The organism is Chamaesiphon sp. OTE_20_metabat_361 (genome assembly GCF_031364565.1).
In genome coordinates this window covers 1-11,837 of sequence record NZ_JANLWO010000119.1, presented here as the reverse complement: position 1 = coordinate 11,837, position 11,837 = coordinate 1, and the positions used below count along the sequence as shown (strand labels likewise).

Here is an 11,837-nt window from a genome sequence, read left to right as displayed (position 1 = left end):
CCACTGTCTTGTCTGTCGCAAGATGTGAATTATGTACATATTCGACGATCGAGCCTTTGAGCTTCCCTACGCTAAAAGGCGCGAAACCCTCAAATCTAAATCTGCCCAGATCTTCAAGTAGCCAAAACCGCGATGCCTGTTCCCATAGATTGACAAAACTCGGTATCCTAGAAGTTAACTTACATTAAGTTAATTTAAAAATTTTTATAATCATCAAAATCTAGTGTTAGAAGATTTTCGGCTGATCGTAGATTTGGTATGCGTACTGGCGGCTGCTGCTGCGGGGGGGATACTGGCAGGACTAGCCAAACAGCCTGCTTTACTAGGTTATATCGTGGGTGGGGCGATCGTCGGCCCGACGGGATTGGGATTGATTAAAGAGTTAATCCAAGTCGAAACCTTAGCACAATTTGGGGCGGCTTTTTTGCTGTTTGCCTTGGGTGTCGAGTTCTCATTTTCCGAGCTGCGGAAAGTCCAGAAAATCAGTCTCGGTGGTGGTGGCTTACAGATTCTGCTGACGATCTTAGTCACTACCGTCATTTCGGTGAGTGTGGGCTGGGTAGCAACACCCCAACAGGGAGTCTTTTTGGGGGCGATTTTGTCCTTGTCTTCAACGGCAGTAGTCCTCAAATCGCTGATGGAATCCAATGAGACAGCCACGCCGCACGGACAGGTAATGCTGGGGATATTGGTAGTTCAGGATTTAGCTTTGGGATTGATGTTGGCAGTATTACCCGCACTCGATCGACCGCCAGCCGAAATCGGCATTGCCGTACTTCAGGCGGCACTGAAAATCGGTTTATTTGCGCTCGGGGCAACGATTATCGGGATTTGGGTCGTGCCTCGGTTTTTAAGATTACTGGCGAGTACGGAGAGTCGCGAATTATTTTTGCTCGGCATCGTCGCCATGTGTTTGGGGATTGCCTTAGTGACTGCCTATTTGGGACTGTCCATCGAAATGGGGGCGTTCGTCGCTGGTTTGATGATTTCGGAGGTAGAGTATGCCGATCAGACTTTGGCCTATGTGGAGCCGCTGCGAGACATCTTTGCGGCGCTGTTCTTTGCGGCGATCGGGATGCTGATCGATCCTGTCTTCTTGTGGGAAAATCTGGATCTGATTTTGGGCTTGGTTTCGATCGTCTTTATCGGCAAGTTTGCGATTATTACGCCACTAGTTAAGCTGTTTGGTTATCCGCTCCAAACGGCGCTGATTGCTGGCTTGGGACTAGCCCAAATTGGAGAATTTTCCTTCGTCCTCGCGAGTGAAGGGCGCAGTCTGGGTTTGGTATCGCGGCGAGTATATTTATTGCTGTTGGGAACGACGGCGCTAACTTTAGTAGTCACCCCATTTATCCTCAGATTGATTCCCAGCCTGTTTAATTGGATCGAGACCGTCCCAGCACTCGATCGCTGGTTTCAGCCGGGAGAACCGCCGCTAGAGGTCACAGAACACGTACCGCTAGAGCCGCCGATCGTCATTTGTGGTTTTGGACGGACGGGACAGAATTTGGCAACCATCCTCGCCGAGCAAAATGTCCCGGTTGTCGTAGTCGATCAATCAGAAGCGGCAATTCAACAATTACGCGATCGAGGAATTCCGTATATTTACGGTAATGCTGTCAGTATCCCCGTCCTGACGAGAGCCGGACTCGATCGAGCGCGGGCGATGGTAATTGCTCTCCCCGATGCGATGAGTACGCGGTTGTGTCTCAAACACGCGCTGGAGATTTCGCCCGCACTCGATATCGTCGTCCGGGCAAATCAATATCAGGATATCGAACTACTCTACCAATTAGGCGGTAGTGAAGTCGTGCAGCCAGAATTTGAAGCCAGCTTGGAAATGGCAACTCACCTACTCGTCAAAATCGGCTTACCGACGATCCAGATCCAACGACAGGTGAAAACCATTCGCAATTCTCACTATTTAGAATTGCGTCCGGAAGGAAGCATCGATCGAGTATCCCAAGATATCCGCGCGGCTACCCTGGGGATGAATCGCCGCTGGCATCGATTGTCGATGACTTCGCCACTGTTGGGGAACTCGATCGCGAGTGCGAAAATTCGTCCCCTAACAGGTGCGACGATCGTCGCAATTCAGCGGGAAAATGGGACGCAGATCGATTACCCCAACGGCGGTACCGCCTTCCAAATGGGTGATAGTTGCCTGGTGGTTGGTTCGGTTGAAGAACAAAATATGTTCGAGCAACTGACACGGGGCGAAATTGATATCCCGATGCTACCACTGTCGATGCTCGAAGCGATTGCCGAAGCGATCGGCGATCGGGAGGTTAGTTGACAATTCGCCGCTACTGAGGTTGAATATACGCGATCGCCTGACGATAAATCAAGGTCTTGCGATCGTTCCCGTCGGTAAAAAATAAGCAATCGGGATCTTGCCAGATAATTCTGCCGACAAAGGTGTCACCAGTCAATAATTTAATCAACACCTCAATTTTGTCTTTAACTAAGCCTTGGGTTTGGCGAGTACTGGGTAAATTAATATCGAGTTCGGACATATGCTGATTGTGGTAGAAGATTGTTGAAATTATGGCTGTCACAGATGTGCCGCTAAATATTTGAGCCGTCGGCTAGTGGCGGCGAATCTCGGATCCAAATTTTTGATGTTGTCTCTATTAGTATGCCCACCGACTACCGACATTTTCGCAACTAGTTATGAATCGAACCAATCGAGCCGGACAAAGGTAATTATTGCGTTCGATCGCCATTGACAGGTACCTGCTAATGTAAATACATTCTCACTGTCAGCGTTCTAACTCGATCGTCCACAGTTGGAAACAGGCTCGATCGTCCAGAGCGCCTGATGATGCTCAGTTCCCATCTTTAAAATCGCCACGATCGTGCCAACAGCAGAAATTCTCAATCTCTTCAAACAGACTACCGCAGATTTACTCTGGTCGAGTGAGTCGGACTATCCATTTGAAATTGTCACTTGGGAACGCGGCGTTGACATCACACCTCCAGCGCTATTTAGCAAGCTCGCACCGGATCTCTCGATCGAGCAAATAACTCTCGCCGATCTGTTTACACCCGTGCTGGCGGTGGAAGACTGGTATGAAGCGGCTGAATTGGCACAAGTGCAGCGCTATACTGAGTTACACCACGCGATCGAGACTAATCTCACTGATGTAGCAGTTTTCCGCGTTGGCGAAGTCGAAATCGCCATCTATATAGTTGGTAAAACTCCCGATCTCGATGTGGTGGGATTGAAGACTCACGTAGTAGAGACTTAAATTAATTAATAATTAATAATTATTAATTGGATTGCTAAGTGCCATTTAATCGTAGTGGTGCTAGGGATCTACATAGCAATTTTTACAGTATTCGGGTAAATCGTGGTTGATAATTTGCTCTCGGAGTTCTTGATAGGCTGATGAATTCCAAATCTCTTTGAAATCTTGCTCGAAGACATTACCCATTTTCACGACATCCGAGTCCGCAACGACACAGCAAGGTACCACGTCCCCATTAGCAGCGATGAAGGCACTCTTCCACGCCCATGCACAGGGTTTGTCTCGACAAAAGCGACTGTATTCGTTGACAATTAGGTCGATGCCTGCATCGGTTGCTGTGGCTTTGGCGGTGGCTAATTGAGAGGCAAAAGTGTCTGATGCTGTGGTTACTTGAATATCATTAGTATGGGACTCCATATCTTCTTTACCCCAGCTCGTGAGATAAGGTTGAATAGCAATGAAATCGAGTCCGAGTTTCTTGGCTAGTTGAATAATTTGCGGCAACTCATGGACATTTTTTTGAGTTACTACCGTCCACGCGGAGACTAGCAGATTGCTCCCAGATCTACGCTTGCTCATTAGCATCTGAATATTTTCAACAATCTGGTTGAAACGGCTACCCGGACGCATCTGCGTAAAAGTTCCCGCAGTCGCACCATCGATACTGTAAGTAATATGAGTACGATCGAGTTGCGCTAATTGATTAGCCTTAATCGGATCGCTGATACTGCCATTGGTATGAAAGTGCATCCGGACGCCCTGCTGTTCGCCAGCTTGGAGCATCGGAATCAATTGCTTGTTAAGCAAGGGTTCGCCCATCCCTTGCAGCTTAACTTTCATCAAGTTAGGGATTTGTTTGAGAACTTTGACGAAAATTTCGCTATTAAAATAAGCTGGTTTTTTATCCCAATAAGTTACTTGACAGTGCGTACATTTAAAATTGCAGGTATTATTCGGCTCGATATCGATCGCGACTGGTAAAAAGGGAACTTTCTTCCATCTCAGGGCATAAGCTACTCTCGTCCCTACCCAATCTAAGCCGCTGCGAGGATTGCGAATAACATCTTTGATAAAATATTTAACTTCATTTCCTAACACGATTACTTCCTCTCTTAACTTACGGTGTCTCGAAAACTATTAGCCTCCAATTTTCATACCTACTGTTAAGTATTCAATTGGCGCACATTGTTCGATACATCTGAAATTTTCAGTGTATGGGTGATGATTTCAAAACAATGTAACATACATTATGAAATCGTGCTAGGCAGAGCTAAAGAACTTAATACTCGCTCGAGAACATCACTACTAGATTGACTACCGATCGCCCATAATTAGCTAGATGACGACATTTATTACCTAGCTCGATCGCCAAAAAAGATTGTATTAATTTAGGCTCAAATCTAATTTTGACTGAGCGGCTTTGAGTGCAGCTTGAGGCGAACTTTTATTTAACAAAACAGATTCGATCGCGCTGCCGAGCTGTTCGGAAATCTGACTGTATCCAGGCTCGATCGGTCGCGATCTGGCATCCCGAGCTTGGTCTAAAAATACTTGAGTCGCAGGTATTTTACTCACATAATCGCGATAGCTAGATTCGGTGCGAGATTTAAGATTGACAGGTAAATAACCCGTCCCTAATGCCCACTGAGTTTGGAAATTTTGACTCAAAACATATTCCATAAATTCCCAAGCGGCTTGCTGATGATGGAGATTGTTTTTCATCATAAATAAACTTTCACCGCCCATACTTGTTGCCGATCGAGTGCCAGCCGGAATCGGCATCACCGCATAATCAGTTACTTTCATTCCGGCTAATTGTCCGAATGTCCACGGGCCAGTTAACTGCATGGCAACTTTACCCGTGAGGAAATTATCGAGTTCGTAACCGCGTTCTGGCGAGGATAAAATCGCACTACCATCTTGAAGGAGATCTTGCCATAATTGCAGGGCGGCGATCGAGCCGGGATTGTCGATCGTGGTGGTTTTACCAGATTTCAATTCGCCTCCGCCACTCCACATAAATGGTAGCCAGGTAAAGACAGTCCATTCACCCCTACCTAATGGTAAAATCATTCCATGTTTATCGATTTTACCATCGCCATCAGTATCGCGAGTCAGTTGTTTGGCAGTAGCTTTTAATTCAGACCAATTAGTCGGGATATTCTCGATTCCAGCCGCTGCAAATAAACTCGGGCGATAAAATATGCCAATATTATTCGTGCCAAAGGGAATCGACCACAAATGATTTTCAAACTGCATCGAACCCAGTAAAGCCGGATCGATATCCTTGGTAATAGTCGATTGTTGCCACCATTTATCTAACGGCTCGATCGCATCGAGATCGACCAATTGTCCGGTTAACATCGGCCCAAACCAGAATAAATCTGGCTTGGCATCACCGACGATCGCCGCGAGAATTTTGGGTAATTGGCGATCGGATTGACCCACATACAGCGACTCCACTGCGATATTTGGATGGTCGCGATTGAACTTATCGACTAACTTTTGAAAAACATCGCGATTGGGAGGGGGATTGATGCCATGCCATAAAGTCAAATGTGTCACCCCATTAACATCGAGCTGTGTAGGCGTACATCCCGCGATAATTACGAGTAAAATTAGAGCAATCGAAATTCCAACTTTAGTAGCTAATCGATTCATATGTCAGGTCATAGTAAATGGGCAACAATCAAGCGACAGAAAGCACGAGTTGATGCTGTGCGCGGGAAAACATTTACCCAACTATCACGCGCGATTATCGTTGCCACTCGCAATGGGATTCCCGATCCCGACGGTAACTTCCAACTGCGAACGGCGATCGAAAAAGCTAAAGCCGCAGGTATTCCCAACGATAACATCGATCGGGCGATTGCCAAGGGTGCGGGTACGCTCGACAGTAGTACTCAACTTGAAGAAATCCGCTATGAAGGCTATGGCGCTGGCGGTGTCGCCATCATCGTCGAAGCACTGACAGACAATCGCAATCGCACGGCGGCGGATCTGCGATCGGCATTCGTCAAGCGGGGCGGTAATCTGGGAGAAATGGGCTGTGTGGGGTGGATGTTCGACCTCAAGGGCGTTTGTACGATCGTCGGGAGTGTCGATGAGGATGAGCTATTGGAAGCCTCTCTAGTGGGTGGTGCGGATGTATATGAGTTGCTCGATGATGATGAGCAGCCGGGAGCAGAAGTCTTTACGACGACGACAAATCTCGAACATCTCAACACGACGCTGCGCGCACAGGGTTTCAAAGTCAGTGATGCGGAGTTGCGGTGGATTCCACAAACGACAGTGCTAGTGGACGATCCAGAGCAGAGTAGGCAGCTACTCAAACTAATCGAGGTGCTGGAAGCTTTGGATGACGTTCAAGCTGTGACGGCTAATTTCGATCTAGCTGATGAACTTTTGTGAAATACCCCACCTGCTAGGATTGAGGCTGCTACCGATCGCGTTTTATTTGCCCTGTCTCTGAGCTAGATTTTTTAATCTATGCTGCTGCTGTCGATCGCCAGATAGCAACCCCCATGCACCGAGTTCGGTTTCAAGAGTACAGGGGCGAATTTCAGTGTGATATCCTGAACGAGGATATCTCTCGATCCTAGCCCGCTAGCTAACCTCGTCAGCGTTGAGGGCGGGCTGTCTGGAGCGATCGCTCTGAAGTTAAGACGCGATCGCGTCTCTAACAGGTAGTGCAGGTTTCAACAAGATGCTGATTTGGACTCTTGGAGTTGCGTCAGTCCACTTGGAGACAAGCCATTTTGAAACAAGGTGCTGCCACTCATGATATTGAAGCGTTTATTTGTTAATACTAATGCTGCCGCCGTCAAGCATTTGCGGGGATTATTTAGGGCAAATATCTTACTGCCCATAGCTGGATTTGTCGGGACGATCGCGGTGTGGTGGCTGATTGCCCTCTCCCGGCAGGAAATGATGCCAACGCCGCCAGAGGCACTGCTGAAGAATTTAGATTTTATTTTACATCCGTTCTACGATCGCGGCCCGGGAAATATTGGGCTGGGATGGCTACTTTTGGCTAGTTTGCGACGAGTTTGCATTGGGTTTGTGCTGGGGGCTGTAGTCGCAATTCCGGTGGGAATTTGGATTGGCTTATCGCGTTATGCTTGGCTCGCCATAAATCCCCTAATTCAGCTCTTCAAGCCTGTTTCTCCCCTGGTGTGGCTGCCGATCGCGCTAGCGATTTTTAATGCAGCGGAACCGTCAGCAATTTTCGTAATTTTTATTACCTCGCTGTGGTCTACGATCATTAATACTGCTGAAGGTGTCCGCAACGTTCCTAAAGAGTACTTAGAAGTAGCACAGGTCTTAGAAATGCCCCGCTGGAAACAACTGGTCAAGATCGTGCTGCCTGCTAGTTTACCTTACATCTTCACAGGCTTACGCATTAGCATGGGTATTGCTTGGCTAGTGATCGTGGCAGTGGAAATGCTCACAGGAGGCGTGGGGATTGGCTTTTTTGTCTGGGATGAGTGGAACCGCCTGAACGTGAGTTCGGTGTTTTTAGCGGTGTTTGTAATTGGGTTAACAGGTCTGATTTTGGATTACGCCCTTGCGAAATTACAAACAATATTTACGCGCCGCCCTTTGCGCTCTTAAGCTTTGGAGACTTATATGGATACACGGCGGACAAGACGAGCCTTCCTGCAAGGGATCGGTACTGCTTCAGCGATCGCCTTTGCTAGCTGTAGTCAACAACTCACTCAAAACCCAGCGGGGGTGCCAGCAGCAGCCCTTGCTGTGCAGCCAATTATCGACCCTGCCAGCCTAGAGAAGCCTAACCTGACGATCGGCTACGTTCCCGTTAACGACTGCGCGCCGTTCGCCGTTGCTTGGGAAAAAGGCTTTTTTCGCAAATATGGCTTAAACGTCACGCTCAGTCGAGAAGCCAGTTGGGGCAATTCTCGCGACGGCATCATCTTCGGGCGTTTAGATGCCTCACCCGTGGTCTCTGGCGCAGTCACTAATGCCCGCATGGGTGCAGAAGGCGCAAAATATTTTCCCCTCTGTGCGGCGATGACGATTCATCGCCACGGCAATGCCCTGACGATGAATCGCCAACTCTGGGAGAGTGGGATTAGACCCTGGCACAACTATGGTGGCGATCTGGAGGCGTTTGGTCGCGATCTCCGCAAATATTGGCAAAATTCTCCCGCTGAAGATCGCGTGTGGGCAGTGGTGCAGAGTTCGGCAATTTACGAGTACTTTATCCGCTACTTGCTGGCGGCAGTGGGCATTGACTCACTGCGTCAACTGCGGCTGATTATCACGCCACCGCCACAAATGGTGAGTAATACCCGCATCGGAGCGATGGAAGCATACATGGTGGCCGAACCGTGGAATACCCGCGCTATTTCGGGGAATGAAGGGATTGGCTTTACCTTTATTCAAGGGCGAGAAATCTGGCAGGGACACCCCGACCGCCTCCTCGCCGTGCGTGAATCCTTCATTGAGGACTATCCGAAGACCTATCGATCGTTAGTCAAAGCGACGATCGAAGCCTGTCAATATTGCGGCAACCCTGCCAATCGGGAAGAGGTCGCCCAGATTATTTCCCAACGCTCTTTTACTGGCGCAAGTACTAGATATACTCGCCCGGGAATTGTGGGCAACTTCAACTACGGCGGATTTGACGATCGACCCCGCATCACCAATAGCCCAGAGACAACCCTGTTCTACGATCTGCCCAGTACGACGATTTCCCACGACCACTCCACCTTCCTGTGGCAGTCGCAAAGCCTCTGGCTGATGACCCAGGCAGCTCGCTGGGGGCAGGTCGCCGAATTTCCCAAAAACGCGGACAAAATCGCCCGTCAAGCCTGGAAAACGGACTTGTATCGAGAAATTGCCGCCGAGATGGGCATTCAATGTCCGGCAGAAGATTATAAGGTCGAGCCAAGCACTGCTTTTATCGATGGCAAATCCTTCGATCCGAGCGATCCAGTTGCCTACCTCAACAGCTTTGAAATTCGCGCCAACGCCCCCCAATCCTTTTTCTTTGCCTAAGTCGGTCAATCTTTGAACCCAAGAGCAGTTAATGATGTCCTCAATCCAGTCGATCGACCCCAATCACGCTTATCCAGCTAACACTGAGTCTTTTCTGACGATCGAAAATGTCGTCAAGGTATATCCAAAACCCGATGGCAGTCCGTTTGTCGTGCTCAATGGCATTAATATGACGATCGGTTCGCAAGAATATGTCTCGGTCATCGGTCACTCCGGTTGTGGCAAATCTACCCTGATCCGCATTGTGGCAGGGCTAGAACCAGCCACATCGGGTTTAGTCACTCTAGAGGGTAAAGCAATTCGCAAACCCGGCGCAGAGCGGATGATGGTGTTTCAAGGCTATGCCTTATTGCCTTGGCTCACCGTCCGCGAAAACATCCGCATGGCAGTAGATGAAGTGTACAAAACTGCCAGTCCAGCCGACAAGATTTCGATCGTGAATCAGCACATCGAGATGGTGAAGCTCACGGCTGCTGCCGAAAAATATCCCGACGAACTTTCGGGTGGCATGAAGCAGCGGGTAGGAGTAGCCCGCGCCCTAGCCACTCGTCCGAAAATGCTCCTCCTGGACGAACCCTTTGGGGCACTAGATGCCTTGACTCGCCCTAAATTGCAACAGGATGTCCTGGAAATTTGGGGACAGCATCCTCAAGCAGTGATGATGATTACCCATGATGTCGATGAAGCAATCTTTATGTCCGATCGAGTAGTGATGATGACCAATGGCCCTGGTGCCGCGATCGGTCAAATTCTAAACATTCCGCTGCCCCGTCCGCGCGATCGCCACGAACTGCGAGCATCCAAAGACTATTATGAACTCCAGCATCAGGCTTTAGATTTTCTGGAGCGATATCAATAGACTTAGGTAACGTGAGAGTCCTGCCGCCGATTGAAATCGGGGCTTGTGATGCAAAGTCCGCCTTCGCGGACTGATTAACTAACCCAAGTTGCTACCTAGAGAATGCCTACGATTGTGTCTTGTTTCCCGACGGTTTAGCGCATCAAGACAGCGGTTTCTAACCGCTGAAGTTATGGGTAGCAACTAACGTTAACTAGTCCGCGAAGGCGGACTTTGCATCATAAGCCGAGACTTCCAGTCTCCAGGCATTTCTTAACCCTAACTCACGTTAGGCTTTAGGCTTTAGGGTATGAAACTCACGACCGGGAAGTCACCTCAAATCGGCACCGCTCTCCTTTTTCACCACCAACTGAGTAATCGGATTGAGCGGTTTCCAACCCAAAAAGCCCCCAATAGTCTGCGTCCGTTGAATGGCAATCCGCGTTAGTTCGCCCCCAACTTGCTGCTGCCACTGTAACAACTGTAGCTCACTCTCGATCGTCACCGCATTAGCGACCAATCTACCACCCGATCGCAATGCCGTCCAGCAGGTATCGAGTAAGCCCGGAACTGTCACGCCACCACCGATAAAAATGGCATCGGGCGTCGCTAAATCTGCCAAGGCGGCGGGCGCTGTGCCCTGGACGAGTTGGAGGTGCGGCGTACCTAATGCGGACATATTATCGGCAATAAATTGTAGCCGCTGAGCGTGTTGCTCGATCGCGATCGCCTGACAGCGGGGATGACTTCGCAGCCACTCGATCCCGATCGATCCACACCCCGCACCCACATCCCACAATAATTCTCCAGGCAGCGGTGCGAGTGCGGCAAGGGTTATCGCCCGGACTTCGCGTTTTGTCAGTTGTCCGTCATGGTGATAGGCACTCTCAGGCAGCCCTGGCAGGCGATTTAAGGGGGTGCGATCGGCATCGATGCGGCATTCGATCGCGATGATATTCAGGGCGGCTACGTCCGTTTTCGGCCAAGATCTGGCGATGTCCGAAATTATCCGTTCGCGTCCGCCGAGATGTTCTAAAACTGTCAGCCGACTATCGCCATAACCGCGCTGTGTCAATAAATCAGCAACGATTTGAGGAGTCTCGGCACCCGCGCTCAAGGTTAATAACTTCGCATTCGGCGCGAGCATCGCTGCTAAAAAATCGGGCGATCGTCCGCATAAACTCAGAGTTTCTACCGCCGTCAACGACCAGCCCAACCGCGCACAAGCAAGGCTAAACGTCGATGGCGCGGGGATAATCGTCATCTGGGCGATCGAGACATATCGCAGCAGCGTTACCCCGATCCCATAGCAGAGCGGATCGCCGCTAGCCAGGATACAGACTGGGGTACCTCGATATTTGAGCAATGTGGCGATCGAGTTTTCAATCGGCGATGTCCACTCCATTTGCGCCGAGTGCGTTTCCGCTAACATGGCGAGATGACGTTTGCCGCCGACAACTAACGTGGCTCGATCGACAAATCCCCGTGCCAATTGGCTCAAATCTGCTAACCCCGCTTCACCAATGCCAATAATCGATAACCATTTCTCGATCGCCAATTTTCACTTCCTAGCTTAAATCGCTCGTGCCGATCGCTCCCATCTGGCATTAAATTAAACATCAACAATGTGGCATTGCTGATTTAAGGTATGATTTGCACTTCAGTCCCGCCCTCGCATTCGGCTCTGGCTCCCCTCTCCCAAGCTTGGGAGAGGGGTTGGGGGTGAG

General features: G+C 49.5%; 10 protein-coding genes. 6 read left to right on the top strand and 4 right to left on the bottom strand.

The window, feature by feature from the left end; genetic code table 11:
• Positions 1 to 223: 223 nt before the first annotated feature.
• Positions 224 to 2,296, top strand: a complete 2,073-nt coding sequence (locus RMO35_RS03400; protein ID WP_309738560.1) for a cation:proton antiporter — start codon at positions 224 to 226, stop codon at positions 2,294 to 2,296.
• A gap of 10 nt (positions 2,297 to 2,306) precedes the next feature.
• Here RMO35_RS03400 and RMO35_RS03395 read toward each other — a convergent pair whose 3' ends face one another.
• On the bottom strand, positions 2,307 to 2,558 hold the full coding sequence (locus tag RMO35_RS03395) for an Hfq-related RNA-binding protein (RefSeq protein ID WP_309738559.1): 252 nt from the start codon (positions 2,556 to 2,558) through the stop codon (positions 2,307 to 2,309).
• A gap of 300 nt (positions 2,559 to 2,858) precedes the next feature.
• Here RMO35_RS03395 and RMO35_RS03390 point away from each other — a divergent pair, with 300 nt between their 5' ends.
• Positions 2,859 to 3,251 carry a nuclease A inhibitor family protein gene (locus RMO35_RS03390; RefSeq protein WP_309738557.1) on the top strand — a complete coding sequence of 131 codons (393 nt, stop codon included), beginning with the start codon at positions 2,859 to 2,861 and terminating at the stop codon, positions 3,249 to 3,251.
• 60 nt (positions 3,252 to 3,311) lie between these two features.
• Here the strand turns inward: RMO35_RS03390 and RMO35_RS03385 are convergent, their stop codons facing one another.
• Positions 3,312 to 4,349, bottom strand: a complete 1,038-nt coding sequence (locus RMO35_RS03385; protein WP_309738556.1) for a radical SAM/SPASM domain-containing protein — start codon at positions 4,347 to 4,349, stop codon at positions 3,312 to 3,314.
• 285 nt (positions 4,350 to 4,634) lie between these two features.
• Positions 4,635 to 5,912, bottom strand: a complete 1,278-nt coding sequence (locus tag RMO35_RS03380) for an ABC transporter substrate-binding protein (RefSeq protein ID WP_309738554.1) — start codon at positions 5,910 to 5,912, stop codon at positions 4,635 to 4,637.
• Between RMO35_RS03380 and RMO35_RS03375 the strand changes: the two genes are divergently transcribed.
• From RMO35_RS03375 to RMO35_RS03360, 4 genes are all read left to right on the top strand, one after another.
• Complete coding sequence (locus RMO35_RS03375; protein WP_309738552.1) at positions 5,913 to 6,662, top strand: YebC/PmpR family DNA-binding transcriptional regulator; 750 nt, start codon at positions 5,913 to 5,915, stop codon at positions 6,660 to 6,662.
• A gap of 369 nt (positions 6,663 to 7,031) precedes the next feature.
• A complete protein-coding gene (gene ntrB, locus RMO35_RS03370) occupies positions 7,032 to 7,865 on the top strand; it encodes a nitrate ABC transporter permease (RefSeq protein WP_309738550.1) in 834 nt (277 codons plus the stop codon).
• Positions 7,866 to 7,880: 15 nt separating this feature from the next.
• Positions 7,881 to 9,272: a CmpA/NrtA family ABC transporter substrate-binding protein gene (locus RMO35_RS03365; RefSeq protein ID WP_309738548.1), complete on the top strand. Its 1,392-nt coding sequence runs from the start codon at positions 7,881 to 7,883 to the stop codon at positions 9,270 to 9,272.
• A 34-nt stretch (positions 9,273 to 9,306) separates the two neighbouring features.
• The gene (locus tag RMO35_RS03360) at positions 9,307 to 10,131 is read left to right on the top strand and encodes an ABC transporter ATP-binding protein (RefSeq protein WP_309738561.1); all 825 of its coding nucleotides are present in this window, start codon (positions 9,307 to 9,309) and stop codon (positions 10,129 to 10,131) included.
• 310 nt (positions 10,132 to 10,441) lie between these two features.
• Here the strand turns inward: RMO35_RS03360 and cbiE are convergent, their stop codons facing one another.
• Complete coding sequence (gene cbiE, locus RMO35_RS03355; protein ID WP_396134909.1) at positions 10,442 to 11,662, bottom strand: precorrin-6y C5,15-methyltransferase (decarboxylating) subunit CbiE; 1,221 nt, start codon at positions 11,660 to 11,662, stop codon at positions 10,442 to 10,444.
• Positions 11,663 to 11,837: the final 175 nt, after the last annotated feature.

Excerpts from the sequence above, each read along its gene's own strand:
- ntrB (WP_309738550.1), top strand. The coding sequence starts at position 7,032 with ATGATATTGAAGCGTTTATTTGTTAATACTAATGCTGCCGCCGTCAAG.
- RMO35_RS03365 (WP_309738548.1), top strand. The coding sequence starts at position 7,881 with ATGGATACACGGCGGACAAGACGAGCCTTCCTGCAAGGGATCGGTACT.
- RMO35_RS03375 (WP_309738552.1), top strand. The coding sequence starts at position 5,913 with ATGTCAGGTCATAGTAAATGGGCAACAATCAAGCGACAGAAAGCACGA.
- RMO35_RS03360 (WP_309738561.1), top strand. The coding sequence starts at position 9,307 with ATGTCCTCAATCCAGTCGATCGACCCCAATCACGCTTATCCAGCTAAC.
- RMO35_RS03380 (WP_309738554.1), bottom strand. The coding sequence starts at position 5,912 with ATGAATCGATTAGCTACTAAAGTTGGAATTTCGATTGCTCTAATTTTA.